Source organism: Streptomyces sp. NPDC026673, assembly GCF_040638135.1.
In the GTDB taxonomy this organism is placed as follows: Bacteria; Actinomycetota; Actinomycetes; order Streptomycetales; family Streptomycetaceae; genus Actinacidiphila.
In genome coordinates this window covers 1-25,970 of record NZ_JBEZXR010000070.1, presented here as the reverse complement: position 1 = coordinate 25,970, position 25,970 = coordinate 1, and the positions used below count along the sequence as shown (strand labels likewise).

Here is a 25,970-nt window from a genome sequence, read left to right as displayed (position 1 = left end):
GCACTTCGACCACTCGCCCGGTGACGCCTCGGCCTGCTCACATACGGGGAGGGCTGCCGTCAGTCGCGTGGACCGGGCTACGCAACGCCAAGATTGGGTTCTGCATGTCCATATCGCGACGTGTCACCGTCGGACGGCTGCTGGGCGTGAGCGCCGCGGCCGTCGCCCTCTCCGCCATGGGGGCCACCTCCGCCTGGGCCGGCAACTGCCCGGGCGGCAAGGGCTGGGACAAGGGCGGCCACCACGGATACAAGCCCGGACAGGGCGGCGGCACCAAGACCACCACCGACCGCTGCGAGTTCTCGCTCGACGGTACGGCCTGGTACTCGTCGGTCAAGGTCGACGACGTGAACCTGAAGCCCGGCGAGGACGGCAAGGTCCACGTCAAGGTCCGGGTCGCGGACGGCTCCTCGTCCTGCACCGTCTCCCTCGCCACGTACCGCACCCACGGCCCCACCTTCCAGACCTCCGGCAAGCAGGTCTTCCACGACTGGGACACCGTGAAGATCGACCGGGGGACCGACACGCTCGACGTGGCGGTGCCGGACGTCACCTGCTTCGCGCAGGTCGACCTCTACTACGGCAACACGAAGTACGACGGCGTCCTGGACGCCAACGACGGCTACGAGCACGGCGACCTGCCCGAGGGCCCGAACCACGCGGTCATCGGCGACAAGAAGATCGCCTGGTGGAACGGCGGCACGAAGGACTGCACCACGCAGACCGTCCCGACCACCCCGGCCACCTCCACCCCGACCACCCCGTCGGACGACGAGACCACCCCCGCCGGTGACGAGACCACCCCGGCCGGCGAGGAGACCACCCCCGCCGCGACCGAGACCCCCTCGGCCACCGCCCCGGCCTCGGAGTCGGCCTCCGCGTCCGCGTCCGCGTCGCCGTCCGGGTCCGTCGAGGCCGAGACCTCCGAGTCCCCCAACGGCGGCTCCGGTGACCTCGCCGAGACCGGTGGCGGCAACGTCGGCACGCTCGCGGCCGTCGCGGCCGTGCTGCTGGCCGCCGGTGGCGGTGTGGTCCTCGCGACCCGTCGCCGTCAGGCCGCCCGCCGGCACTGACACCCGCAGAGCGGAGGAGGGGTACGGCCGCCGTCGCGGCCGTACCCCTCCGTCGTATAGGGGCCGGACGGCCCCTTACGCGCTCTAGCCCCGGGTCAGTACGGATTGGAACAATCCGAACCTGACCGTTGGGACCGATGCGGGGGGCTGCATGACATCTCCGGGGGAGACCGTGGTCGGCGAGCGCTACCCGACCGTGGACGAGGTCGCCGCGGCGGCCAGGGCCCTGGCACTGCGCCGGCCCGACGTGTGCCGGCTGCGCACGGTGGGACTGTCCCGGGCCGGGGAGCCGCTGCTGCTGCTCTCCGTCGGCCACGGGTCGCGCAACGTCCTGGTGGTGGCCGGCCCGCACGCCAACGAGATGGTCGGCGGGGCCACCGCGCTGCTGCTGGCCCGGCGGGTCACCGCCGACCCCGTGCTGCGCGACGGCGTCGACACGTCCTGGCACTTCCTGCTCTGCGCGGACCCGGACGGCGCCCGGCTCAACGAGGCCGTCCCGGACGGCCGGTTCACCATGCTCGGCCACTACCGGCACTTCTTCCGCCCGCGCGCCGCCGAACAGCCCGAGTGGCTGCCGGACGACGGCAGGATGGACGGGGTGCTGCCCGAGACCCGCGCGCTGATCTCGGTCATCGACGAGCTGCGGCCGGTGCTGCACTGCTCGCTGCACGGCATCGACGTCGGGGGCAGCTTCATCCAGGTGACCCGGGACATCCCGCGGCTCGCCGAGCGGATCGCCAAGTCCGCCGCCGAGTTCGACATCCCGCTGGAGGCCGGTTCGTCCGACGCCTTCCACTGGCCGAGCCCCGGCCCCGGCGTGTACGTGCTGCCGCCGCCCGGCGGCCCGCGCGAGGACGCCTCCAACTCCACCTGGACGTACGCCCACCGGTACGGCGGCGTCACCGCGATCGCCGAGGTGCCCATGTGGGCGTGCGACCGCGCGGCCGACACCTCACCGCACCCGGGCGCCGACGGAGCGCTGCGCACCGCGGGGGTGGCGCTGCGCCGGGCCAGCCTCACGGTCGGCGGGCTGATCGGGGAGGTGCGTCCCTATCTGCCCGGGGACGGCGGCCCGTTGCTGCGCGCCGCGCAGGAGATCGTCGCGGTCGGTCCGGCGCTCGCCGCCGACTGGGACCCGGCGCTGCGCACGACGGCCGCGCCGCCGCTGCCCCCGATGACCCGGGCCCGGGTGAGCAGCGTCGAGATCTACGCGCAGCGACTGCCGCTGCGCGCCGCCGCGATGCTGCTGCGGGCGGCCCGTACCGTGGACGCGGCGCCGGCGCCCCTGGCGGGCGTGCGGGAGCTGCTGGAGCGCCTGGTCGTCGACTGGTGCGACGCGTATGAGACCGCCCACCGGGCCCGCTGGATCCCGGTGCGCCACCAGGCGGAGCAGCACGCCCGGGTGGTGCTGGCGGCCTTCGATCTGCTGCCCGGGTGACGCGATGGAGGTAAAGCCTTGGGGAAGGCTTGCGGGTGGCAACCCTGAGTTGTCAAGCTGTTGCACACAGTCAATCCGAGGGAGGGGCACGTGCCTTTCGGTGAACAGCCCGCGTACCTGCGCGTCGCCGAGGATCTCCGCCGGAAGATCCTCGACGGCAGCCTCCCTCCCCACACCCGCCTGCCCTCCCAGGCGCGCATCCGCGCGGAGTACGGGGTCTCGGACACCGTCGCCCTGGAAGCCCGCAAGGTGCTGATGGCCGAGGGCTTCGTGGAGGGCCGTTCCGGATCGGGGACGTATGTGCGCGAGCGCCCCGACCCGCGGCTGATCGTGCGCACGGGCTACCGGCCGGGCAGCGGCCAGGCGACGCCGTTCCGGCAGGAGCAGGCCGACGAGGGCTTCAAGGGCACCTGGGAGTCGAACAGCTTCCAGGACTCGGCCAGTGCGCGGATCGCCGAGCGGCTGGGCGTCAAGCCCGGCGACCGGGTGATGCGCACGCGCTACCTCTACCGGGCGGAGGGCGAGCCGATGATGCTCGCCACCTCCTGGGAGCCGCTGTCGGTGACCGGGCGCTCGCCGGTGCTGCTGCCGGAGGAGGGCCCCCTGGCCGGGCAGGGCGTGGTGGAGCGCATGGCGGCGCTCGACATCGTGGTGGACAACGTGGCCGAGGACGTCGGCGCGCGGCCCGGCCTCGCGGAGGAGACGGCGGTCCTGGGCGGGGTGCCCGGGCATGTGGTCATCGAGATCCGCCGTACGTACTACGCGTCGGGGCTGCCCGTGGAGACGGCCGACATCGTCATCCCGGCCGACCGCTACCGCGTGTCGTACCGGATGCCGGTCAAGTGACCGCTGCCTGAGGCGCGGCCGGGGAGACCGGGCGGCGCCGTGCCGCCCGGATCGCGGCCGCCATCGCCGATCTCGCCGGGACCCCGGGGCCGCCGCGGCCGCCGCGGCCGCCGGGCTGAGCCTCCGTCATGCCGGTGCTGTGCGCGGGCTTCCCCAGCCACCGGATCCCGGGCGTACGCCGGCGCCGCGGAGCCCGCGCCCGCGTACACCTGAGCGGTCCGCGAGACGGCGTGCGAACGGCCCTGACGCGCGCGCCACCCGGTCCACGGGGCCCGGACCGCCCGCCGGACCGTCCGCGGTGCCCCGGTCCGGGTGCCGGCCGCCGCGCCGCGCACACCGGCAACCCCGCTGGTGAGCGGGGGATTCCGGCGGCGCCGAGGGGGCGCGGTCCGTGGGGGCGGCGCCGGGGCGCACACCGAGGCACGGGGGGCTCGCGAGAGAGTCCCTTCTGAGTCAACTCCCATTCGAACATGGCCCGATCGAGTCGAATACTGCCCGAACGTGTCCGGCGCGTCACGTTCGGGCGTAGGCTCCGGCATATGCGCATCGCCGTTTCCTCGGACATGGACGAGCCGGTCGCGCGGCTGGTCGTCGACGAACTGCGCCGCCGCGGACACACCGTCACCGCCTACGGCGCGCTTCGCGCGGGCGACCGCAAGGACTGGGCCTGGAGCGCCGAGAGCGCCGCCCGGGATCTGGCGGAGGGCCGGGCCGACCAGGCCGTCGTGTGCTGCTGGACGGGCACGGGCGCCTCCATCGCGGCCAACAAGGTGCCCGGCGTGCGCGCCGCCCTGTGCGTCGACGCGTACTCCGCAGACGGCGCCCGCACGTGGAACGACGCCAACGCGCTCGCCCTGAGCCTGCGCCTGACCAGCGAGCCCCTGCTCAAGGAGATCCTGGACGCCTGGTTCGCCGGCGCCCCGAGCGGCGAGGACGACGACCGGGCCAACGTGGCGCACCTGGAGGAGATCCGATGAGCGAGCTGGTCTGGGTCGTCATACGTCAGGACGACAACGGCAACCGCTACCGCGTCGGCCGCTACGCCACCCGGCAGGAGGCCGAGCGCGTCGCCGACACCCTGGACGCACGCGGCCACAAGCAGCTCTACCTCATCGAGCGGATCGACCGCCGCGCGTCGTAGCCGCGGGCCACGGATAGGGTGCCGCCCATGACGACGCGCGACGTGACGGTGGTGGTCGGCGCGGCCGTGCTCGACCGGGGCAGGCTGCTGGCGGCCCGGCGCAGCGCGCCCCCGGAGCTGGCGGGGCGCTGGGAGCTGCCGGGCGGCAAGCTCGAACCCGGTGAGACCGCGCCGCAGGCCCTGGCGCGCGAGCTCCGCGAGGAACTGGGCGTGGAGGCCGAGGCCCTGGAGCGGGTGCCCGGCGAGTGGCCGCTCAAGCCGGGGTACGTCCTGCAGGTGTGGACCGCCCGCATCGTCTCGGGCGAGCCCCTGCCGCTGGAGGACCACGACGAGCTGCGCTGGCTCACCCCCGACCGCCTCGACGAGGTCGACTGGCTCGACCAGGACCGCCCCGCGGCGACCTGGGCGGCGGCCCGGGCGGCCGAGGGTCCGGGCCCGGGCTGACCGCACCGCGGATCACGCACCGCGGATCACGCACCGCGGATCACGCGGCGCGCATCGGGTCGATGGGCGGGGTGGGCGGTCGGGTGCGGGTTCGTCTCGCTCCCTTCGGTCGCACAGCGGCGGGCTGCGGACGGGAGGGTGCCGGTCTGGGGCCCGCGTGGCAGTGTGCGGGTGGGTGCGTGGTCGGGGTTCAGGCGCCGGAGCGGGTTCCCTGTCCGGCGGCTGGGGTCTCGTTGCCGTCCGCGGGTATAGATGGCCGCTTCCACGCCTACTGCAGGTGGTGGGCGCGCCCGCCGTCACCGGCGTCTGCGCCTGCTTCGAGGTGCTGTCGAGCGGTTGGCGGGACATCGGGCTCGCTTTCGCCGATATGTTCGGCGGAACAGAGCCCGATCTGTGAGCCAGGGGAGATCGGGCCCGCTTTCGCCGACTGTGTTCGGCGGAACAGAGCCCGATCTCGCAAAGTCACCCCCAAGCCCGTCGCCCACAAGGGGAATCACCCGCAGACGCGGGTTACGGCAGGCGCGCCACCCACGAACGGTGGGCGTCGCAACCGGCCATCTATACCCGCGGACGGAAACGAGACCCGCGCCCATGAACAACGGACCCCGCTCCGGAGCCTGAACCCCGACCACGCACCCACCCGCACACTGCCACGCGGGCCCCGCCTCCACCCCTCCCGTCCGCAGCCCGCGTCTTTACGCCCGAAGGGCGGACCACCCCGCGGCGCCTCCGCGACGCCTCCGCGGCACCCCCGGGCGGGATACGCGGCGCGGAATATCGGGTATGGGGGGATTGATCCACCGATGGTCCGCCGGCCGGCAGCCGGTGGCCCCGCAATGGTCTGGGGTCCCCACACGTGAGCGGGAGCGAGGGCGGCACAGGGAAGGGCGAGGACCCGGGACACCCTGAGTCCGCGGCCGCGCACGCGCGCGCCCACGCCGGGCTCCAGCCCGGGCCCGCTGCCGAGCCGGTGCCTGGAGGGACCACGGCGTCCGGGACGCTCCTCGACACCTTGCGGCTGGCCGTCGTCATGCTCGACACCTCCGGCCGCGTCCTGCTCTGGAGCCCCCTGGCGGAGGAGATGCTCGGCTGGGCCGGCGAGCACATCGTCGGCCGCCGGGTCTCCGTACTGATCGACCCGGGGGAGGACGGGCCGCGGGCGGCACCGCCCGCCGCGCGGCGGGCGACCTCCGTGCCCCGGCCAGGCCCCGCCGAGCGCATCCTCGCCGACCTGCTGCGCTCGGGCCGCTGGGACGGCATCCTCTCGGTCCGGCACCGCGACGGCCACCGGGTCCAGATCGAGGCGCGGGCGTCGCTGCTCGTGGACGGCGACGGGCGGCCCTTCGTCCTGGTGTCGATCGCCGAGACCAGCCGGATCCGCAGCATGGAGCACGACCTGGCGGCACTGGACTCGCTCTTCGACTCCTCGCCCCTCGGCGTCGCCATCTTCGATACCGAGCTCCGCTACGTCCGGGTCAACGAGGCCCTCGCCCGGATGAACGGCGTCCCCGCCGAGGAGACCCTCGGCCACCGTGTCGAGGAGATCGTGGCCGCCGAGGCCGCCGAGGAGCTCGCCACCCTGCAGCGGCACGTGCTGGCCACCGGGCGCGCGGTCATCGACGTCGTGGTGCCGGGCCCGGCCGGCGGCTGGCGGTCGGTGTCCTACCACCGGCTGGAGGACCGGGCGGGCCGGGTGCTGGGCATCAGCTGCACCGTGATGGACGTGACGGAGCGGCAGCAGAGCGCCGAGAAGATCGAACGCAACCGGCGCCGGCTGGCGTTGCTCAACGACGTCGGCTCACGCCTGGCGGACCTGCTGGACGTGCGGCGGATCGCCGAGCGCCTGGCCCGCACGGTGGTGCCGCGGTTCGGCGACTACAGCGGGGTGATCCTGCACGCGGCCGTCCCGGACGGCGGGGAACTGCCCGGCGCGCCGTACGGGGAGCGGACCGGGATGCGCCAGCTCGGCATCGGAGCGATCAAGGAGGGCCCGCTCGTCGACCGGATGCTCGGCATCGGCAAGGTCATCGAGGTCGACCGGGCGTCCGTCTTCGGCTCCGTGCTCCACAGCGCCCGGCCGGCGCTGGTGCGCAGCGCCGACGAACTGCGCGACACCATCGCCACCTTCCCCGGCGACCCCAAGGTGCAGGCCGCCCTGGACCTGGGCATCCACTCGCTGATGGTGGCCCCCCTGCGGGCCCGCGGCATCGTCCTCGGCCTGCTGGTCGTCAGCCGGGCCGGCGGGCGCGAACCCTTCGACGAGGACGACGTCGCCCTCGCCATGGAGCTGTGCGACCGCTCCGCCGCCGCGCTGGACAACGCCCGCCTCTACATCCGCGAACGCGAGGGCGCCCTGATGCTGCAGCGCAGCCTGCTGCCGCGGAGCGTGCCCGAGCCGCCCGGGGTCGACCTCGCCTTCCGCTATGTGCCCGGCAGCACCGGGGCGGCCGCGGGCGGCGACTGGTTCGACGTCATCCCGCTCGCCGGCGGCCGGGTCGCGCTGGTCGTCGGGGACGTCATCGGCCACGGTCTGCGCGCGGCCGCCACGATGGGCCGGCTGCGCACCGCCGTACGGACCCTGGCCGCCCTGGAGATGGCGCCGGAGGAACTGCTGCGCCGGGTCGACGACCTGGGGGACGACCTCGCCGCGGGCACCGCCGAGGGCTGGACCGCGACCTGCGTCTACGCCGTCTACGACCCCTCGACCCGGCGGCTCGCCGTGGCCCGCGCCGGGCACCCGCCGCCGGTACTGGTGGAACCCCGGCCCCACGGGGCGGGCGAGGCACGGCTGCTGGACTCCCCGGCGGGGGTGCCGCTCGGCGTGGGCGGCGTGGAGTTCGAGTCGGTCGAGCTGGACGTCCCCGACTCCTCCGTGCTGGTGCTCTACACCGACGGCCTGGTCGAGGCGCGCGGCGAGGACATCGGGACCGGTATGGACCGGATCCGCTCGGTGCTCGGCCGGCGTCCCCTGCGCTCGCTGGAGGAGGCCTGCGACGACCTGCTGGCCACCCTCGCCCAGGGCCGTGAACCCGACGACGTGGCCCTGCTGATGGCCCGGCTCGGCGGCCTTCCGGAGGGCAGCACCGCCCACTGGACGTTCACGGCCGAGCCGAGCGCGGTGCGCCGGGCGCGGCGGCGCGTGCGGGAGACCCTGGCGGACTGGGGGCTGCGGGAGATGGCCGACGTCACCGTGCTCCTCGTCAGCGAACTCGTCACCAACTCCCTGCGGTACGCCCACGGGCCCATCGGGGTGCGCATGGTCCGCGGCACCTCGCTGCTGGTCGAGGTCTCCGACCCGCTGCCCGACCCGCCCCGCCGGCGCGCCGCGGGGGTGGAGGACGAGGGCGGCCGCGGTCTGCAACTGGTCGCCCGGGCCTCCCGGCGCTGGGGCACCCGGCACGGCCCGCTGGGCAAGACGGTCTGGTTCGAGCTGGCGCTCCCCTCCTCGCCCACCGCGGCCGGCGCCCTCGGGGGATGACCGGTCGCACACGGTTCGGCGCGCCGGAGCAGGGTAGTTGAAGTGGGGCGTCGGCGGAATTCGTACGCCTCGAGATGATGCTGTGATCGACAAGTGCATGTGCGGAACGGGGGTAATGCTGAATACTCGGCACCAGCCGGTCCGTATGTGTGAGCTGGAGGGGTCGGGCGTGAGCGATGAGCCGTCGGGGGTTGTGGGGCCCCGGAACCCTGAGGCCATGACCCGGAGCGCCTGGCAGTCCAGTCCGCCCGGCTCGCTCTACGACTACATCAGGGTCGCCTCGTTCTCCCTCGGTCCCGACGGACGGATCGAGCAGTGGAGCGAGCGCGCCGAGGAGTTCTTCGGCGTGTCCGCCGCCGAGGCGCTCGGACAGGACCCGATCACCGCCTTCGTCCCCGAGGACCGCCGGACCAGGGCGCACGAGCGGATCGCGGAGATACTCGACGGGCGCGAGTGGATCGGCACCGTCCCGTACCGCGACAAGGCGGGCCAGGAGGGCCTGGCCGAGGTCTACGTGATGCCCTCGCGCAGCGAGAGCGGCGGACGCGGCGCGGTGTGCATCGCCGTGGACGTCCGCGTGCTGCGCCAGATCGAGACCGATCTCGCCTCGTCCCAGGCGGTGTTCGGCCAGTCGCCGATGGGCTTCATCCTCTTCGACACCAACCTGAAGCTGCTCCGGGTCAACCAGCGCTTCGCCACCGTCTTCGGCCGCAGCCCCGGCGAGCACCACGGACGCAGCCCGCACGACTTCCTGTCCCGGGTCGAGGCCGACCGGCTCACCGCCGCGCTGAAGCAGGTGCTCGACAGCGGCGACCCGGTGCTGGACATGACGATCGTCGGCACCGTTCCCGCTGCGTCCGGCGCCGGCAACCGCAGGCGCTGGGCGATCTCGCTCTACCGGCTGCACAGTGGCAGCGGCCGCCCCATCGGCGTGGCCGGAGTCGCCCAGGACGTGACCGGGCGCCAGCGCGCCGAGCGGGAGGCCGCGCACACCCGCCGCAACCTGGCGCTGCTCAACGAGGCGAGCCGGCGGATCGGCAGCTCCCTGGACCTGGAGACCACGGCGCGCGAGCTGCTCGACGTCGCCGTGCCGCACTTCTGCGACCTGGCCTCCGTCGACCTGTACCAGGCACTGCTGGTCGGCGAGGAGGGTCCGGTCGGCACCGCCGACGGCAGCGGCGAGGTGCGCCGGGTCGCCTTCGCCAGCGCCGTCTCCGACGCCCCCGTGGCCCCGCTGGACGGCGGCCACGCCGGCGGCCCGGTGTCGGTGGGGGCCGTGCACCGCTACCCGTTCAACTCCCCCTGGGCGGGCGCCCTGCGCACCGCGCAGACCCAGGTCATAGGCGCCGACGGCGGCGACCCGGAGGTGGAGCTCGGCGAACTCGGCGGCGGCCTCGTCCAGTCCACCCTCGCGGTGCCCGTCGTCGCCCGCGACACCGTGCTGGGCCTGGTGCAGTTCGCCCGCGCCAAGGGCAGCGAACCGTTCTCCGAGCGCGACCGGATGCTCGCCGAGGAACTCGCCGCCCGCGCCGCGATCTTCATCGACAACGCCCGGCTCTACCGGCGCGAGCACGAACGCGCGCTCATCCTGCAGCGCAGCCTGCTCCCGCCCGGCAACCCCGAGGCCGCCGGGCTCGACATCGCCTGCCGCTACCTGCCCGGCAACATGGAGACGGAGGTCGGCGGGGACTGGTTCGACGTCATCGAACTCCCCGGCCACCGCACCGCGCTCGTCGTCGGCGACGTCATGGGCCGCGGTCTGCGCGCCGCGGTCGCCATGGGCGAACTGCGCACCGCCGTCCGGACCCTGGCCCTGCTGGACATCGAGCCCGCCGACGTGCTCACCGCCCTCGACGAGGTCGCCCGCGGCCTCGGCGGCAGCGGCGACGGCCGCAGCAGCCGGCGCGGCAAGGAGTCCGACACCTCGGATCTGTCCGAGGTCTACCTCGCCACCTGCGTCTACGCCGTGTACGACGCCATCACCCGCCGGGTCACCATCGCCAACGCCGGCCATCTGCCGCCGGTCCTCGTCGAACCCGGCGAGCAGGCGATGATGTTGGAGGTGCCCACCGGCATGCCGCTGGGCGTCGGCGGCGAGCCCTTCGAGGAGGTCGAGGTCGACCTGCCGGACGGTGCCCTCCTCGCCCTCTACACCGACGGCCTGGTCGAGTCCCGCAACCACCCGCTGGACGAGGGCCTGCGCGCCTTCCGCGCCGCCCTGGACGAGCCCCAGCGCCCGCTGGAGGACGTCTGCGACCACATACTCGCCCGGCTCGACACCGCCCACGGCGAGGACGACATCGCGCTGCTGATGGCCCGCGTCCACGGCCTGCCCCCGGACTCCGTGGGCGACTGGACGCTGGAGCCCGCCCCGCGTTCGGTCGCCCGCGCCCGGGAACTGGCCCGCGACTGCCTGGTCTCCTGGGACCTGGCCGCCCTGGTCGACACCACGGAACTGCTCGTCAGCGAACTGGTCACCAACGCCCTGCGGCACGGCCAGGGCGACATCCGGCTGCGTCTGCTGCGCGACCGCACGCTGGTCTGCGAGGTCTGGGACGACGCGCTGGTCCAGCCGCGCCGCCGGCGCGCCCGGGCCACCGACGAGGGCGGCCGCGGTCTGCAACTGGTCTCGCTGCTCAGCACCCGCTGGGGCTCCCGTCGCACCCACCGCGGCAAGACGGTGTGGTTCGAGCTGGACCTGCCCTCGGACGGCGAGGGCAGCACGGGCGAGGACACGATAGAGGCGCTGCTCAGCCTCTTCTGAGCAGCGCCTCCACCGCGGGGGAGGATCAGGAGCGGCGCCGGATCTTGTTGCCGAGCCAGACCAGCGGGTCGTACTTGCGGTCCACCGCGCGCTCCTTGAGCGGGATGAGCGCATTGTCGGTGATCTTGATGTGCTCGGGGCAGACCTCGGTGCAGCACTTGGTGATGTTGCAGTAGCCGAGCCCGTGCTCCTCCTGGGCGGACCGCTTGCGGTCGAGGCCCTGCTCGTCCGCCGCGTCCAGGGGGTGCATGTCCAGCTCGGCCACCCGCATCAGGAAGCGCGGACCGGCGAACGCCTTCTTGTTCTCCTCGTGGTCACGGACCACGTGGCAGGTGTTCTGGCACAGGAAGCACTCGATGCACTTGCGGAACTCCTGCGAGCGCTCCACATCCTCCTGGAACATCCGGTACTCGCCGGGCGCCAGCCCCTCGGGCGGGGCGAAGGACGGCACCTCGCGCGCCTTCTCGTAGTTGAAGGACACGTCCGTCACCAGGTCCCGCACCACGGGGAACGTGCGCATCGGGGTGACCGTGATGGTCTCCTCGCGGGTGAAGACCGACATGCGCGTCATGCACATCAGCCGCGGCTTCCCGTTGACCTCGGCGCTGCACGAGCCGCACTTGCCGGCCTTGCAGTTCCACCGCACGGCCAGGTCCCCGGCCTGGGTCGCCTGCAGCCGGTGGATGATGTCCAGCACCACCTCGCCGTCGTGGACCTCGACCTGGTAATCCCGCAGTTCGCCGCCGTCGGCGTCGCCGCGCCAGACCCTGAAGTGCGCCGTGTACGTGCTCACCGGTCCAGCTCCTCGTCCGTCAGGTACTTCAGCAGCTCGTCCTTCTCGAAGAGCGCGAGCAGATCGGGCCGGATCGGGGTCGCCTCGCGCCGGTCGAGCGCGACGTGGCCGAACGCGTCGGCGGGGTCCTCGAGTCGGCAGACCAGGTTGAGCTTGCGCCAGCGGCGGTCCATCTCGGGGTGGTCGTCCCGCGTGTGCCCGCCCCGCGACTCCGTGCGCTCCAGTGCCGCCCGGGCCACGCACTCGCTCACCAGCAGCATGTTCCGCAGGTCGATGGCGAGGTGCCAGCCGGGGTTGAACTGGCGGTGCCCCTCGACGCCGGCCCGCCGCGCCCGCACCCGCAGGGCGTCCAGCCGGGTCAGCGCCTCCTCCATCTCGTTCTGCCGCCGGATGATGCCGACCAGGTCGTTCATCGTCTGCTGCAGTTCCTGGTGCAGGGTGTACGGGTTCTCGGGCGCCCCCTCGGGCACGGCCTCGGCCTCCGCGCTGAACGGGCGCAGCGCCTCCGCCGCGGCGGCGTCGACCTGCCACTCGGCGACCTCGGGACGCGTGCCGTCGAGCGCGGCCGTGTACTCGGCCGCGTGCAGGCCCGCCCGGCGGCCGAACACCAGCAGGTCGGAGAGGGAGTTGCCGCCCAGCCGGTTGGAGCCGTGCATACCGCCGGCCACCTCGCCGGCGGCGAACAGCCCGGGCACCCCGGTCGCCGCGGCCGTGTCGGGGTCGACGTCCACCCCGCCCATCACGTAGTGACAGGTGGGGCCGACCTCCATGGCCTCGGTGGTGATGTCGACGTCCGCCAGCTCCTTGAACTGGTGGTGCATCGAGGGGAGTTTGCGCCGGATCACCTCGGCGGGCAGCCGGGTCGACACGTCCAGGAACACCCCGCCGTGCGGGGAGCCGCGTCCGGCCTTGACCTCGGAGTTGATCGCCCGGGCCACCTCGTCGCGGGGGAGCAGCTCGGGCGGCCGGCGGTTGTTGTCCGGGTCCTCGTACCAGCGGTCGCCCTCGTCCTCGCTCTGCGCGTACTTCTCCTTGAACACGTCGGGGATGTAGTCGAACATGAACCGCTTGCCCTCGGAGTTGCGCAGCACCCCGCCGTCGCCGCGCACCGACTCGGTGACGAGGATGCCCTTCACCGACGGCGGCCAGACCATCCCCGTGGGGTGGAACTGCACGAACTCCATGTTGATCAGCGGCGCCCCGGCCAGCAGCGCGAGCGCGTGCCCGTCGCCGGTGTACTCCCAGGAGTTCGACGTCACCTTGAAGGACTTGCCGATGCCGCCGGTCGCCAGCACCACGGCGGGCGCCTCGATGACGAAGAAGCGCCCCGACTCGCGGACGTAGCCGAAGACCCCCGAGACGCGGCCGTCCTCCTTGAGCACCCGGGTGACCGTGCACTCCTGGAGGACCTTCAGCCGGGCCTCGTAGTCCCCGTGCTCCCGGTGGTCCTCCTGCTGCAGCGAGACGATCTTCTGCTGGAGGGTGCGGATCAGCTCCAGGCCGGTGCGGTCGCCGACGTGCGCCAGCCGCGGGTACTCGTGGCCGCCGAAGTTGCGCTGGGAGATCCTCCCGTCCTTGGTGCGGTCGAAGAGCGCGCCCCAGGTCTCCAGCTCCCACACCCGGTCCGGCGCCTCCTGGGCGTGCAGCTCCGCCATCCGCCACTGGTTGAGGAACTTCCCGCCGCGCATGGTGTCGCGGAAGTGGACCTGCCAGTTGTCGTGCGGATTGACGTTGGCCATGCTCGCGGCGATGCCGCCCTCGGCCATCACCGTGTGCGCCTTGCCGAAGAGCGACTTGCAGATCACGGCGGTACGCATGCCCTGCTCGCGCGCCTCGATGGCGGCGCGCAGCCCCGCCCCGCCCGCGCCGACCACGACGACGTCGTACGCGTGCCGTTCGACTTGTGCCATCAGAAGAACCTCGGATCGTCGAACGCCCCACTGGCGACCAGATAGACATAGAGATCGGCGAGCGCCACGCTCACCAGCGAGGCCCAGGCCAGCAGCATGTGGCGGGCATTGAGCCGCCCCACCCAGGACCACATGCGGTAGCGCACCGGATGCCTGGAGAAGTGCCGCAGCCGGCCGCCGACGATGTGCCGGCAGGAGTGGCAGGAGAAGGTGTACGCCCAGATCAGGACGATGTTCACCAGCAGCACCAGGGTGCCCAGGCCCATGTGGCCCCACGCCCCGTGCTCGTCCCGGAAGGCGAGCACGACGTCGTAGGTCAGGATCCCGGCGACCGGGATGGCGAAGTAGAAGAAGTACCGGTGGATGTTCTGCAGGATCAGCGGGAACCGCGTCTCACCGGTGTACTTCTCGTGCGGCTCGGCCACCGCGCACGCGGGCGGCGAGGCCCAGAAGCCGCGGTAGTACGCCTTGCGGTAGTAGTAGCAGGTCAGGCGGAAGCCCAGCGGGAAGATCAGCACCAGCAGGGCGGGGGAGAGCCCCCACCAGTCGCCGAAGAGCGGCCAGCGGGCGCCCAGCGGCATGTCCACGCAGTTCGAGCCCAGACAGGGCGAGTAGAACGGCGAGACATACGGCTCGGCGTAGTAGTGCGCGTTCGCGAAGGCGCGCCACGTCGAGTAGACGACGAAGGCGCCCAGGCCGAGCGCGGTGAGCAGCGGCTGCAGCCACCAGTGGTCGGTGCGCAGATGTCGTGCCGGAATGGCCGCGCGCCCGGCGGAAAGGACGCCGTGGCGCGCGGGTGGTGCGGGTGGAGTCGGTGGAGCGGGCGGTTGTGTGTCGGTGGCCAAGGACTACTCCTAGGGCGCTCGGCGGTCCGGCGCCCCCAGCCCTTCGTCTTCCGCGCCGGACCAGAGACTGGGGTCGTACGGCGTATCCGGGATCGTCACCATCTCCTGGCGCGGCTTCTGCCCCGCCGGGGTGGTGCTGACGCTGTCGCGCAGCAGCGCGAGGTCGTCGCTGAGGTGCTTGGTGTCGGCACGCACGCGCCTCATGTCCAGGCTGTCGCCGATGTGCTGCTCCAGCTTGGACACGGCCCGACCGAGTTCGTCGAGTCGCCGCTGTACCGATGAGAGATCGTCCTGCAGGGACATGGCTGTCCTCACCTCCGCCACGTTGCGGGTGCACGACGCTAGCGCCCAGCGAGTGTCGCGCGTCACAGTCGCGCTTGGGAAGAGATCTGCAGCGATTCTCCTCCCTACGGGTGGCGTGCGCTCCGCTCCAACGCGCCGTGGCGCGCGATTCCCCCCGAAGGGAGTGCGCCTTTGCGGCGGCAGCGGTGCGGGGGCGCGACGGGAACCGGGCGCGCGTTGCGCCGGGCGGGTGGGAGGGCGGGCACACGCGCCGTGTCGATCGTGTCCGGGGTCGCGGAATGGCTTTCAGTAGGTGCGATAAGCGGCAAATAGACCGCCCTGTGATCATGGCCCCCCTCGCGGAGGTACGCACGCATGGCCCGCAGCGTCACCCTGATCCGCTCCGCGACCGCCGTGGCACTCGCCGCCGCGGTCGCCGCCCTCGCCGGGTGCTCCGCCGGCAAGGACGACCCCCTCGCGGGGACCGACCTCGCCTCGGCGCCCCGGGACGGGGTACGCGACGGGGGCACCATGCGCTGGGCCGTGGACGCGGCACCCGGCACCCTGAACGCCTTCCAGGCCGGGGCCAACGAGACCACCGCCCTGGTCGCCGGCGCCGTGCTGCCGGCGACGTTCCGGCTGGACGGCAAGGGCCGCCCCCAGCTGGACACCGATCTGCTGCGGTCGGCGAAGATCGTCCGGAGCGAGCCCAGCCAGGTCGTGTCGTACCGGCTCAACCCCAAGGCGGTGTGGAGCGACGGCCGCGCGATCGGCGCGGCCGACTTCGCCGCCCAGTGGAAGGCGCTGCGCGGCACCGACGACGCGTACTGGACCGCGCGCAACGCCGGATACGACCGGATCTCCTCCGTCACGGCCGGCAAGGACGCCCATGAGGTGCGGATCACCTTCGGCAAGCCGTACGGGGACTGGCAGTCGCTGTTCACCCCCCTCTACCCCAAGGCCGTCACCGGCTCCGCCAAGGCGTTCAACGAGAGCGCGCGCCGTTCCCTGCCGGTGGCGGGCGGGCCCTTCGCCGTCCGCAGCGTGAACGACACCACCGCCACCCTGGTCCGCAACACGAAGTGGTGGGGCGACCGCCCCAAGCTGAGCCGGCTGGAGTTCACGGCCACACCCGCGCACGAGCGGGCGGCCGCGCTCGCCTCCGGCGCGCTGGACGTGGCGGAGGTCGACCGCGACGTCACCGGCAAGAACGTGGCGGTCTACCGCACACGCGCCGCCTCCTACACCCAGCTCGCCCTCAACGGCTCCACGGGCCCCCTCGCCGACGAACGGGTGCGGCACGCGGTGGCCCGCGCGATCGACCGCCGGGCCATCGCCAAGTCCGTCCTCGCGCCGCTCGGCCTGCCGGACGAACCGCTCGGCAACCACCTTCTGCTGCTCTCGCAGGCCGGGTACGCCGACAACAGCTCCGCCCTGGGCACGGCCGACACCAAGGCCGCCCGGGCCCTGCTCGCCGGCGCGGGCTGGCAGCGCACCGCCCTCGTCTCCGGCATCGGGGGAGGCGCGGGGTCGGGGGCGGCCGAGCGCAACCAGGCGGCGCCCGCGCACAAGGTCGAGGTCAGCGTCGTCGAGCCCGCCAAGACGGTGCTGCGCAAGGACGGCAAGGCGCTCACGCTGCGCTTCGTCCTGCCCCGGTCCTCGCAGACGCTGAACGCGGTCGGTGACCGCATCGCCACCATGCTCTCGGGCATCGGCGTGCGCACCGAGCTGCAGAAGGTCGCCGACGACAGCTTCTTCCGCGACCACGTCGCGGCCGGCGACTTCGACCTCGCCCTCTACGGCTGGCCCGGCACCGCCTTCCCCGCGACCGACACCCGCCCGATCTTCGCCAAGCCCGAGCCCGCCCCGGACGGGTCGCTGGTCGTCGAGCAGAACTACCCCCGGCTCGGCACCGACCGGATCGACCAGCTCTTCGACCAGGCCGCCGCCGAGCTCGACCCGGCCAAGGCCCGCGACTACGCCTCCCGCGCCGACGCCCGCATCTGGGCCGTCGCCGGAGCCATCCCCCTCTACCAGCGCCCGGAGCTCGTCGCCCTGCGCAAGAACGTCCTCAACGCGGGCGCGTTCGGCTTCGCGACCCCGCGCTTCCAGGACATCGGCTTCAGGAAGTGACCTTCCCTCCCGGCTGACCCGTTCCCCGGGTGCCTTCGCGGCGCCGCCCCGGGCCATGGCGTTCCCGCCATGGCCCGGGGGTCTGCCGTGGAGCGTCGTCGTGAGAAGGGGCACATCTGCTGCGAACACACGGCGGCCCGACGTGGACCTGGAGCCGCGCGGCCACCGCCGCGGGCTCCGATCGACCCCGGATGATCATGCCCGGGCGGCCCTTGCCGTCCGGGCCCCGTACCATGGGGTGAGGCCGTGGCTTGACTCGCCCGGCGGGCAGGTGTGCCGACGAGGGTATGCCGCCCCACCTACCTACCCGGGAGAAGCGCCCCAGTATGCCCACGCGCAACGACATTCGTAATGTCGCCATCGTCGCCCACGTCGACCACGGCAAGACGACGCTGGTGGACGCCATGCTCAAGCAGGCCGGAGCCTTCGCCGCGCACCAGCATCTGGACGACCGGATGATGGACTCCAACGACCTGGAGCGCGAGAAGGGCATCACCATTCTCGCGAAGAACACGGCCGTGAAGTACCACCCCAAGGGTGGCGGCGAGCCCATCACGATCAACATCATCGACACCCCCGGCCACGCCGACTTCGGCGGCGAGGTCGAGCGCGGCCTGTCCATGGTCGACGCGGTCGTGCTGCTGGTGGACGCCTCCGAGGGCCCGCTGCCGCAGACCCGCTTCGTGCTGCGCAAGGCGCTGTCCGCGAAGCTGCCGGTCATCCTCTGCATCAACAAGACCGACCGCCCGGACTCCCGGATCGACGAGGTCGTCAACGAGACGTACGACCTGTTCCTGGACCTGGACGCGGACGAGGACCAGATCGAGTTCCCGATCGTCTACGCCTGCGCGCGTGACGGTGTGGCCTCGCTGACCAAGCCGGAGAACGGCACGGTCCCGGCCGACAGCGACAGCCTGGAGCCGTTCTTCTCCACGCTGCTCGAGCACGTCCCGGCCCCGGTGTACGACGAGGCCGCCCCGCTGCAGGCGCACGTCACCAACCTGGACGCCGACAACTTCCTGGGCCGTATCGCGCTGCTCCGCGTCGAGCAGGGCGAGCTCAAGAAGGGCCAGACCGTCGCGTGGATCAAGCGCGACGGCTCGATCGCGAACGTCCGCATCACCGAGCTGATGATGACCGAGGCGCTCACCCGCAAGCCCGCCGAGAAGGCCGGCCCGGGCGACATCTGCGCGGTCGCCGGTATCGCCGACATCACCATCGGCGAGACGCTGGCGGACCCGGAGAACCCGATCGCGCTGCCGCTGATCACGGTGGACGAGCCGGCGATCTCCATGACCATCGGCGCCAACACCTCGCCGCTGGTCGGCCGGGGCCCCGGCGGCAAGGGCGCCGACAAGTCGGCGGTCAAGGACCGCAAGGTCACCGCGCGTCTGGTCAAGGACCGCCTGGAGCGCGAGCTGATCGGTAACGTCAGCCTCCGCGTGCTGCCGACCGAGCGCCCCGACACCTGGGAGGTGCAGGGCCGCGGTGAGCTGGCGCTGGCCATCCTGGTGGAGACCATGCGCCGGGAGGGCTTCGAGCTGACCGTCGGCAAGCCGCAGGTGGTCACCCGCGAGGTCGACGGCAAGGTCCACGAGCCGGTCGAGCGCATCACGATCGACGTGCCCGAGGAGCACATGGGCGCCGTGACGCAGCTCATGGGCACCCGCAAGGGCCGGATGGACAACATGTCCAACCACGGCTCCGGCTGGGTCCGCATGGAGTTCGTCGTGCCGTCCCGCGGTCTGATCGGCTTCCGTACCGAGTTCCTGACCGGCACCCGCGGCACGGGCATCGCCCACTCCATCCACGAGGGTCACGAGCCGTGGTTCGGCCCCCTGGTCACCCGCAACAACGGCTCCCTGGTCGCCGACCGTGCCGGTGCCGTCACCGCCTTCGCGATGACCAACCTGCAGGAGCGCGGCGTGCTCTTCACCGAGCCGGGCACCGAGGTGTACGAGGGCATGATCGTCGGCGAGAACTCCCGCGCCGACGACATGGACGTCAACATCACCAAGGAGAAGAAGCTCACGAACATGCGGTCCTCGTCGGCCGACTCGTTCGAGGCGATCGTCCCGCCGCGCAAGCTCTCCCTGGAGCAGTCGCTGGAGTTCTGCCGCGACGACGAGTGCGTCGAGGTGACCCCGGAGACGGTCCGTATCCGCAAGGTCGTCCTGGACCAGAAGGAGCGCGGCCGCACCGCGTCCCGCGCCAAGCGCTGAGGCCCGTGGGTCCGCGCCCCGGCGCGGACCCACGCCCGCGGCGGTGGAGACGCCGATACGGCCGTCCCCGGTCCTCCGGGGGCGGCCGGTCCGCTTTCCCGGGCGCCCGCCGGCCCGGCGATATCGGCATCATTTCCGTGAAACGGGTCACGTCGGAAGCGGTTTTCCGGGTGTGGTGTGACCGAACTCACCGGTCCGGCGCCCACTGTGCGCGGATCGGCCCCGGGGATGGCGATGTGTCGCGGTTGCGCCAGTGGCGTGGGCGCGACAGCTCGTTCCCTGTCGGCCCGTCAGGCACGTAGATTCGCCGGGAATCTACGCGCTTTGAGGGCAACTGGTTTTCAGTCCGGCGACGTCCGGATAACGGACGCAGTTCACCGGTACTTGTGTTACAAGTCCGTTTCGTCGGTGTCTGTCTACAATCCAAATGTCCGAATTGCGGGATTGTTTTGGACCGGTTGTGACCAAAACGAGATCGTAAGTGTGTGGTTCGGAGGCCCAACGTGACCGATAGTTGGAGCCGTTGAGCTCGGGTCAATGGGTCCAAGCGCTTATGGGGAGCGCCGACTCACGAGCACAGGTGACCGGTATCACTGTCAGGGGTGTCAGTGAGGCCGGCCCTTTCACGTAAGAACAGTGACTCCTGAGGAGGCAAACCCATGCGCGGTGCCAAGAGCGCCACTTGGGTCGCAGGTGCGATCATCGTCGCCATGGCTGCTACCGCTTGCGGTGGCGGCGGTGGGGACAAGGGCAGCAGCAACAACGACGCTGGCGGCGTCAACCCCAACGGCAAGTTCTCCGTCGAGGTCGGCGAGCCGCAGAACCCCCTGCAGCCTGCCAACACCATGGAGTCCAACGGCAGCATCGTCGTCCGCTCGCTGTTCGCGCAGCTCGTGGACTACGACCCCAAGGGCAACATCGTCATGGTGAACGCCAAGTCGGTGGACACCAAGGACAACAAGACCTTCACGGTCACCCTGAAGGACGGCTGGACCTTCCACGACGGCACCCCGGTGACCGCGGAGTCCTACGTCAAGGCGTGGAACTGGGCCGCCAACATCAACAACGCCCAGACCAACGCGTCGTGGTTCGCGGACATCAAGGGCTTCGAGGACGTCCACCCGGCCAAGGAGGGTGCGAAGCCGAAGGCCGACGCCATGTCCGGCCTGAAGGTCGTCGACGACAAGACCTTCACCATCGAGCTCACCACCCCGATCCCGTACTTCGTGTACAAGCTCGGTTACGAGGTGTTCTCGCCGCTGCCGGAGTCCTTCTACAAGGACCCGAAGGCCGCGGGCGAGAACCCGGTCGGCAACGGCCCGTACCAGTTCGTCAGCTGGGACCACAAGAAGCAGATCGAGGTCAAGCGCTTCGACGCCTACAAGGGCCCGGACAAGGCGAAGAACGGCGGTGTGATCTTCAAGAACTACACCGGCCTCGAGGCTGCGTACGAGGACCTGAAGTCCGGCAACGTCGACGTCCTGCGCCAGATCGGCCCGAAGGACCTCCCGGTCTACCGCGACGACCTCGGCGACCGCGCCGTGGACCAGGCGTACTCCGCCATCCAGTCCATCGTCCCGGCCTTCTACTCCAAGCAGTGGAAGAAGGTCGACCCCAAGGTCATCCAGGGTCTGTCGATGGCGATCGACCGCGACACCATCACCAAGACGGTTCTCCAGGGCACCCGTGAGCCCGCCACCGGCTTCGTCGCCAAGGGCGTGCTCGGCTACCAGGACAACGTGGGCGGCGACGTCTTCAAGTACGACCCCGCGAAGGCCAAGGAGCTCATCAAGGCCGGCGGCGGCGTCCCCGGCAACAAGATCTCCATCCAGTACAACGCCGACGGTGGCCACAAGGAGTGGGTGGAGGCCGTCTGCAACAGCATCACCAACGCGACCGGCGTCAAGTGCTCCGGCGACTCCAAGGCCGACTTCCAGAGCGACCTGGACGCCCGTGAGGCCCACGAGGTCAAGTCGATCTACCGCAGTGGCTGGGTGCTCGACTACCCCGTGAACGCCAACTTCATCCGTGACCTCTACGGCACCACCTCGGCGGGCAACCAGTCCGGCTTCTCCAACAAGGAGCTGGACGCGATGATCAAGAAGGCCGACACCGCGGCTACGCTCGACGAGTCGGTCAAGGAGTACCAGGCCGCCGAGAAGAAGATGGTCGAGCTCATGCCCGCCATCCCGCTCTGGTACTACAAGGTCAACGCCGGTTACTCGGAGAAGGTCAGCAACGTTCAGTACGCCCAGAACGGTGACCCGATCCTCACCGGCGTCGAGGTCAAGAAGTAACCATCGCGTAGTGAGCACGCCGCTGCGGGGCTGACGGAGACGTCGGACGCAGGGGGTGCAGGCAAAGGCTGGGGGGCCCTTCTCCCGTCTTCCCGAAGAGGAGGACGGGGGAAGGGCCCGTCTCTGCTGCCACAGCGACTGACATGGAGGCACGATGGGGCGTTACGTCGCGCGGCGACTGCTCCAGATGATCCCGGTTTTCATCGGGACGACTCTGCTCATCTTTCTCATGGTCTACGCCCTCCCCGGCGACCCCGTACGGGCGCTCTTCGGTGACAAGGGCGCGGATCCGACGACCGTGGCGCGGATCCGTCACGACCTTGGGCTCGACCAGCCGATCCTGAAGCAGTACTGGGATTACATGACGGGCATCCTTCTGCACTTCGACTTCGGCAACCAGATTGCCAGCGGTCGGCCGGTGCGGGACGTGCTCGCCGAGGCCTTCCCGGTGACGCTCCGGCTCGCGGGGCTCTCCTTCGCGATCGAACTGGTCGTGGGCATCGCCCTCGGTGTCTGGGCCGGCATGCGGGCGGGCAAGCTCGCCGACTCGCTGGTCCTGATCTTCACCCTGCTGCTGATCTCGGTCCCGGTCTTCGTGCTCGGCTTCATCTTCAAGCTGGTCTTCGCGTTCCAGCTCGGATGGATGACACCGAACGTCCAGGACGAGACCAACTACAGCCAGCTGCTGATGCCGGCCATCGTGCTGGCCAGCCTCTCGCTGGCGTACGTGGCGCGTCTGACCCGTACCTCCATAGCCGAGAACCTGCGCGCCGACTACATGCGGACCGCCGTCGCCAAGGGCCTGCCCCGGCGCCGCGTGGTCGGCGTGCACCTGATGCGCAACTCGATGATCCCGGTGGTCACCTTCCTCGGTACCGACATCGGCGCCCTGATGGGCGGTGCGGTCGTCACCGAGGGCCTGTTCAACATCCACGGTGTCGGCGGCACGATCTACGAGTCCATCCTGCGCCGCGAGGGGACCACGCTGGTCGGCCTCGTCACCGTCCTGGTGCTGATCTTCCTCTTCACCAGTCTGATCGTCGACCTGCTCTACGCGGTCCTGGACCCGAGGATCCGTTATGCCTGACGTCACCAAGACCGCCGTCGAGAACGCGGACCCCGCGGCCACCACGGCCGCGGACGCCGCCGGCGTCATCGCGGTCGAGCCCAAGGCGGAGAAGGCGCGCAGCCTGTGGGGCGACGCCTGGCGGGACCTGCGCCGCAACCCCTACTTCGTGGTCTCCGGGATCCTGATCCTGCTCCTGCTGGTGATCTCGGTCTTCCCGGGCCTGTTCACCAACGCCTCGCCGACCTACTCCGACCTGCGGAACCACTACTTGGGCAAGCCCGAGTACGGCAAGGTCTTCTCCGAGGGGTGGCTCGGCTACGACGTGCAGGGCCGCAGCGTCTTCGCCCGTGTGATCTACGGGACCCGGGCCTCGATCACGGTCGGCGTCAGCGTGACCCTGCTGGTCACCGTGCTGGGCGGGCTGGTCGGCATGATCGCCGGTTACTTCGGCGGCATGGTCGACACGATCCTGTCCCGGATCACCGACATCTTCTTCGCGGTCCCGTTCCTGCTCGGCACGCTGGTCGTCCTGAACTCCTTCACCGACCGCACCGTCTGGGTGGTCTCCGGCGCCCTGGCCTTCCTCGGCTGGACGCAGATCGCCCGCGTCATGCGCGGTTCGGTGATCACGATCAAGCAGGCCGACTACGTGCACGCCGCTCAGGCGCTGGGCGCGAGCACCACGCGGATCCTGATGAAGCACATCCTTCCGAACGCCGTCGCCCCGGTGATCGTCGTCGCCACCATCGCGCTCGGCGGCTACATCTCGGCCGAGGCGACCCTGTCCTACCTCGGCCTCGGTCTGCCCACGTCCGTGGTCTCCTGGGGCCAGGACATCTCCGGCGGTGCCCAGCAGATCCGTACGGCGCAGCACATCATGCTGTACCCGTCGATCATGCTGAGCATCACGGTCCTGGCGTTCATCATGCTCGGCGATGCGGTCCGCAACGCCCTCGACCCCAAGCTGCGCTGAGGGAGGCGTACGTGACCACCATCGACAAGACCGCGGACGTGCCCGCGCCCCGTACCGGGGACGCCGCCGCGCCGCTGCTGGAAGTGCGCGACCTGCACGTGGAGTTCCACACCCGCGACGGCATCGCCAAGGCCGTCAACGGTGTGAACTACACGGTGTCGGCCGGTGAGACCCTGGCGGTGCTGGGCGAGTCCGGTTCCGGCAAGTCCGTGACCGCGCAGGCGATCATGGGCATCCTGGACATGCCGCCCGGCAAGATCCCGCAGGGCGAGATCCTCTTCCAGGGCCGGGACATGCTCAAGATGTCCAACGAGGAGCGCCGGAAGATCCGCGGCCGCAAGATCGCGATGATCTTCCAGGACGCGCTGTCCTCGCTGAACCCGGTGCTCACCGTCGGCTACCAGCTCGGTGAGATGTTCCGGGTCCACCAGGGCCTGTCCAAGAAGGACGCCAAGGCCAAGGCCATCGAGATGATGGACCGGGTCCGCATCCCGGCGGCGAGGGAGCGGGTCAACGACTACCCGCACCAGTTCTCCGGCGGTATGCGCCAGCGCATCATGATCGCGATGGCGCTGGCCCTGGAGCCGGAGCTGATCATCGCCGACGAGCCGACCACCGCGCTCGACGTGACGGTGCAGGCCCAGGTCATGGACCTGCTCGCGGAGCTGCAGCGCGAGTACAACATGGGCCTGATCCTCATCACCCACGACCTCGGCGTCGTCGCCGACGTCGCGGACAAGATCGCCGTGATGTACGCGGGCCGGATCGTCGAGACCGCGCCGGTCCACGAGATCTACAAGCGCCCCGCGCACCCGTACACCAAGGGCCTGCTGGAGTCGATCCCGCGTCTGGACCAGAAGGGCCAGGAGCTCTACGCGATCAAGGGTCTGCCCCCCAACCTGCTGCGCATCCCCACCGGCTGCGCCTTCAACCCGCGCTGCGAGATGGCGCAGGACATCTGCCGCACCGAGGTCCCCATGCTGCACCGGGTGACCGAGCAGGACGGCAGCGAGCTGCCGGGCCGCGGCAGCGCGTGCCACTTCTGGAAGGAGACGATCCATGGCTGACGTCACCAAGAACGACGAGGCCGTCTCCGACGAGGTGGCGGCGGTCGAGGCCGCGCTCGCCCAGCCGGTCAAGCGCGGCGAGCCGATCCTCCAGGTGCGCAACCTGGTCAAGCACTTCCCGCTGACCCAGGGCATCCTCTTCAAGAAGCAGATCGGCGCCGTCAAGGCGGTCGACGGGATCTCCTTCGACCTGTACCAGGGCGAGACCCTGGGCATCGTGGGCGAGTCCGGCTGCGGCAAGTCCACCGTCGCCAAGCTGCTGATGAACCTGGAGCGGGCCACCGCCGGCGAGGTCTTCTACAAGGGGCAGGACATCACCAAGCTGTCCCGCCGCGCCCTGAAGGCCGTGCGCCGGAACATCCAGATGGTGTTCCAGGACCCGTACACCTCGCTGAACCCGCGCATGACGGTCGGCGACATCATCGGCGAGACCTTCGACATCCACCCCGAGGTGGCCCCGAAGGGCGACCGGCGCCGCAAGGTGCAGGAGCTGCTGGACGTCGTCGGCCTGAACCCGGAGTACATCAACCGGTACCCGCACCAGTTCTCCGGCGGTCAGCGGCAGCGCATCGGCATCGCCCGCGGCCTGGCGCTCAACCCGGAGATCATCATCTGCGACGAGCCGGTCTCGGCGCTGGACGTCTCCGTGCAGGCGCAGGTCATCAACCTGATGGAGAAGCTGCAGGACGAGTTCAACCTGTCCTACATCTTCATCGCGCACGACCTGTCGATCGTCCGCCACATCTCCGACCGCGTCGGCGTGATGTACCTGGGCAAGATGGCCGAGATCGGTACCGACACCGAGATCTACGACCACCCGACCCACCCGTACACCCAGGCCCTGCTCTCGGCGGTGCCGGTGCCGGACCCGGAGGCGCGCGAGCACCGCGAGCGCATCATCCTGAGCGGTGACGTCCCGTCGCCGGCCAACCCGCCGTCCGGCTGCCGCTTCCGCACCCGGTGCTGGAAGGCCCAGGACCGGTGCGCCACCGAGGAGCCGCTGCTGGCCATCCCGCAGCGCTTCAACGGCGAGGACACCCCGGCCGCGCACGAGTCGGCGTGCCACTTCGCCGAGGAGAAGGACGTCGTCCACGCGGTGAACTGAGTACCGGCCGCAGCATTTCCCGAGGGGCGCCCCACATCACCGACTACACCAACCGCGGCAACGTCCAGAACTGCGAACTCGTCGGGCTCT

At 71.2% G+C, this 25,970-nt stretch carries 19 protein-coding genes; 15 read left to right on the top strand and 4 right to left on the bottom strand.

What is annotated here, in order from left to right; translation table 11 throughout:
* The first annotated feature begins 104 nt into the window (after positions 1 to 104).
* The 8 genes from AB0F62_RS33460 to AB0F62_RS33425 all read left to right on the top strand — a co-directional run bounded on the left by AB0F62_RS33460 (position 105) and on the right by AB0F62_RS33425 (position 11,184).
* Positions 105 to 1,073 (top strand): hypothetical protein, encoded by a 969-nt coding sequence (locus AB0F62_RS33460; RefSeq protein WP_361808094.1) that lies wholly within the window; start codon positions 105 to 107, stop codon positions 1,071 to 1,073.
* A 151-nt stretch (positions 1,074 to 1,224) separates the two neighbouring features.
* Positions 1,225 to 2,511: a M14 family zinc carboxypeptidase gene (locus AB0F62_RS33455; protein ID WP_361808091.1), complete on the top strand. Its 1,287-nt coding sequence runs from the start codon at positions 1,225 to 1,227 to the stop codon at positions 2,509 to 2,511.
* Positions 2,512 to 2,601: 90 nt separating this feature from the next.
* A complete protein-coding gene (locus AB0F62_RS33450) occupies positions 2,602 to 3,357 on the top strand; it encodes a GntR family transcriptional regulator (RefSeq protein WP_361808088.1) in 756 nt (251 codons plus the stop codon).
* A 539-nt stretch (positions 3,358 to 3,896) separates the two neighbouring features.
* On the top strand, positions 3,897 to 4,334 hold the full coding sequence (locus AB0F62_RS33445) for an RpiB/LacA/LacB family sugar-phosphate isomerase (protein WP_361808085.1): 438 nt from the start codon (positions 3,897 to 3,899) through the stop codon (positions 4,332 to 4,334).
* The gene (locus AB0F62_RS33440) at positions 4,331 to 4,498 is read left to right on the top strand and encodes an SPOR domain-containing protein (protein WP_361808082.1); all 168 of its coding nucleotides are present in this window, start codon (positions 4,331 to 4,333) and stop codon (positions 4,496 to 4,498) included. Before AB0F62_RS33445 ends, AB0F62_RS33440 begins: the two co-directional genes overlap by 4 nt.
* A gap of 27 nt (positions 4,499 to 4,525) precedes the next feature.
* Positions 4,526 to 4,942 carry a (deoxy)nucleoside triphosphate pyrophosphohydrolase gene (locus AB0F62_RS33435; protein ID WP_361808079.1) on the top strand — a complete coding sequence of 139 codons (417 nt, stop codon included), beginning with the start codon at positions 4,526 to 4,528 and terminating at the stop codon, positions 4,940 to 4,942.
* An 856-nt stretch (positions 4,943 to 5,798) separates the two neighbouring features.
* Positions 5,799 to 8,420, top strand: coding sequence for a SpoIIE family protein phosphatase (locus AB0F62_RS33430; protein ID WP_361808076.1), 2,622 nt, complete (start codon positions 5,799 to 5,801; stop codon positions 8,418 to 8,420).
* A gap of 217 nt (positions 8,421 to 8,637) precedes the next feature.
* On the top strand, positions 8,638 to 11,184 hold the full coding sequence (locus AB0F62_RS33425; protein ID WP_361808073.1) for a SpoIIE family protein phosphatase: 2,547 nt from the start codon (positions 8,638 to 8,640) through the stop codon (positions 11,182 to 11,184).
* A gap of 25 nt (positions 11,185 to 11,209) precedes the next feature.
* On the opposite strand, the gene AB0F62_RS33420 is transcribed toward AB0F62_RS33425, so the two are convergent.
* Genes AB0F62_RS33420 through AB0F62_RS33405 form a run of 4 tightly spaced genes read right to left on the bottom strand, consistent with a single transcriptional unit; the run spans position 11,210 to position 15,035 of the window.
* Positions 11,210 to 11,977, bottom strand: coding sequence for a succinate dehydrogenase/fumarate reductase iron-sulfur subunit (locus AB0F62_RS33420; RefSeq protein ID WP_361808070.1), 768 nt, complete (start codon positions 11,975 to 11,977; stop codon positions 11,210 to 11,212).
* Positions 11,974 to 13,887 carry a fumarate reductase/succinate dehydrogenase flavoprotein subunit gene (locus AB0F62_RS33415; protein WP_361808067.1) on the bottom strand — a complete coding sequence of 638 codons (1,914 nt, stop codon included), beginning with the start codon at positions 13,885 to 13,887 and terminating at the stop codon, positions 11,974 to 11,976. The genes AB0F62_RS33420 and AB0F62_RS33415 overlap by 4 nt, the downstream gene beginning before the upstream one ends.
* Positions 13,887 to 14,732: a hypothetical protein gene (locus tag AB0F62_RS33410; protein ID WP_361808064.1), complete on the bottom strand. Its 846-nt coding sequence runs from the start codon at positions 14,730 to 14,732 to the stop codon at positions 13,887 to 13,889. Before AB0F62_RS33410 ends, AB0F62_RS33415 begins: the two co-directional genes overlap by 1 nt.
* A 9-nt stretch (positions 14,733 to 14,741) precedes the next feature.
* Positions 14,742 to 15,035, bottom strand: a complete 294-nt coding sequence (locus AB0F62_RS33405; RefSeq protein ID WP_361808061.1) for a hypothetical protein — start codon at positions 15,033 to 15,035, stop codon at positions 14,742 to 14,744.
* 354 nt (positions 15,036 to 15,389) lie between these two features.
* Between AB0F62_RS33405 and AB0F62_RS33400 the strand changes: the two genes are divergently transcribed.
* The 7 genes from AB0F62_RS33400 (at position 15,390) to AB0F62_RS33370 (ending at position 25,880) form a co-directional block, all read left to right on the top strand.
* Positions 15,390 to 17,147 carry an ABC transporter family substrate-binding protein gene (locus AB0F62_RS33400; RefSeq protein ID WP_361808058.1) on the top strand — a complete coding sequence of 586 codons (1,758 nt, stop codon included), beginning with the start codon at positions 15,390 to 15,392 and terminating at the stop codon, positions 17,145 to 17,147.
* A 326-nt stretch (positions 17,148 to 17,473) separates the two neighbouring features.
* A complete protein-coding gene (typA, locus tag AB0F62_RS33395) occupies positions 17,474 to 19,369 on the top strand; it encodes a translational GTPase TypA (protein WP_018561433.1) in 1,896 nt (631 codons plus the stop codon).
* A gap of 659 nt (positions 19,370 to 20,028) precedes the next feature.
* Positions 20,029 to 21,666 carry an ABC transporter substrate-binding protein gene (locus AB0F62_RS33390; RefSeq protein ID WP_361808054.1) on the top strand — a complete coding sequence of 546 codons (1,638 nt, stop codon included), beginning with the start codon at positions 20,029 to 20,031 and terminating at the stop codon, positions 21,664 to 21,666.
* Between the two features lie 154 nt (positions 21,667 to 21,820).
* Positions 21,821 to 22,753 (top strand): ABC transporter permease, encoded by a 933-nt coding sequence (locus tag AB0F62_RS33385; protein WP_361808051.1) that lies wholly within the window; start codon positions 21,821 to 21,823, stop codon positions 22,751 to 22,753.
* A complete protein-coding gene (locus AB0F62_RS33380; RefSeq protein ID WP_361808048.1) occupies positions 22,746 to 23,708 on the top strand; it encodes an ABC transporter permease in 963 nt (320 codons plus the stop codon). Before AB0F62_RS33385 ends, AB0F62_RS33380 begins: the two co-directional genes overlap by 8 nt.
* Before the next feature lie 11 nt (positions 23,709 to 23,719).
* Positions 23,720 to 24,775, top strand: coding sequence for an ABC transporter ATP-binding protein (locus AB0F62_RS33375; RefSeq protein WP_361808044.1), 1,056 nt, complete (start codon positions 23,720 to 23,722; stop codon positions 24,773 to 24,775).
* Positions 24,768 to 25,880 (top strand): dipeptide ABC transporter ATP-binding protein, encoded by a 1,113-nt coding sequence (locus AB0F62_RS33370; RefSeq protein WP_361808041.1) that lies wholly within the window; start codon positions 24,768 to 24,770, stop codon positions 25,878 to 25,880. The genes AB0F62_RS33375 and AB0F62_RS33370 overlap by 8 nt, the downstream gene beginning before the upstream one ends.
* Positions 25,881 to 25,970: the final 90 nt, after the last annotated feature.

Excerpts from the sequence above, each read along its gene's own strand:
- AB0F62_RS33460 (WP_361808094.1), top strand. The coding sequence starts at position 105 with ATGTCCATATCGCGACGTGTCACCGTCGGACGGCTGCTGGGCGTGAGC.
- AB0F62_RS33455 (WP_361808091.1), top strand. The coding sequence starts at position 1,225 with ATGACATCTCCGGGGGAGACCGTGGTCGGCGAGCGCTACCCGACCGTG.
- AB0F62_RS33445 (WP_361808085.1), top strand. The coding sequence starts at position 3,897 with ATGCGCATCGCCGTTTCCTCGGACATGGACGAGCCGGTCGCGCGGCTG.
- AB0F62_RS33440 (WP_361808082.1), top strand. The coding sequence starts at position 4,331 with ATGAGCGAGCTGGTCTGGGTCGTCATACGTCAGGACGACAACGGCAAC.
- AB0F62_RS33435 (WP_361808079.1), top strand. The coding sequence starts at position 4,526 with ATGACGACGCGCGACGTGACGGTGGTGGTCGGCGCGGCCGTGCTCGAC.
- AB0F62_RS33425 (WP_361808073.1), top strand. The coding sequence starts at position 8,638 with ATGACCCGGAGCGCCTGGCAGTCCAGTCCGCCCGGCTCGCTCTACGAC.
- AB0F62_RS33415 (WP_361808067.1), bottom strand. The coding sequence starts at position 13,887 with ATGGCACAAGTCGAACGGCACGCGTACGACGTCGTCGTGGTCGGCGCG.
- AB0F62_RS33405 (WP_361808061.1), bottom strand. The coding sequence starts at position 15,035 with ATGTCCCTGCAGGACGATCTCTCATCGGTACAGCGGCGACTCGACGAA.
- AB0F62_RS33400 (WP_361808058.1), top strand. The coding sequence starts at position 15,390 with ATGGCCCGCAGCGTCACCCTGATCCGCTCCGCGACCGCCGTGGCACTC.
- typA (WP_018561433.1), top strand. The coding sequence starts at position 17,474 with ATGCCCACGCGCAACGACATTCGTAATGTCGCCATCGTCGCCCACGTC.
- AB0F62_RS33390 (WP_361808054.1), top strand. The coding sequence starts at position 20,029 with ATGCGCGGTGCCAAGAGCGCCACTTGGGTCGCAGGTGCGATCATCGTC.
- AB0F62_RS33385 (WP_361808051.1), top strand. The coding sequence starts at position 21,821 with ATGGGGCGTTACGTCGCGCGGCGACTGCTCCAGATGATCCCGGTTTTC.
- AB0F62_RS33380 (WP_361808048.1), top strand. The coding sequence starts at position 22,746 with ATGCCTGACGTCACCAAGACCGCCGTCGAGAACGCGGACCCCGCGGCC.
- AB0F62_RS33370 (WP_361808041.1), top strand. The coding sequence starts at position 24,768 with ATGGCTGACGTCACCAAGAACGACGAGGCCGTCTCCGACGAGGTGGCG.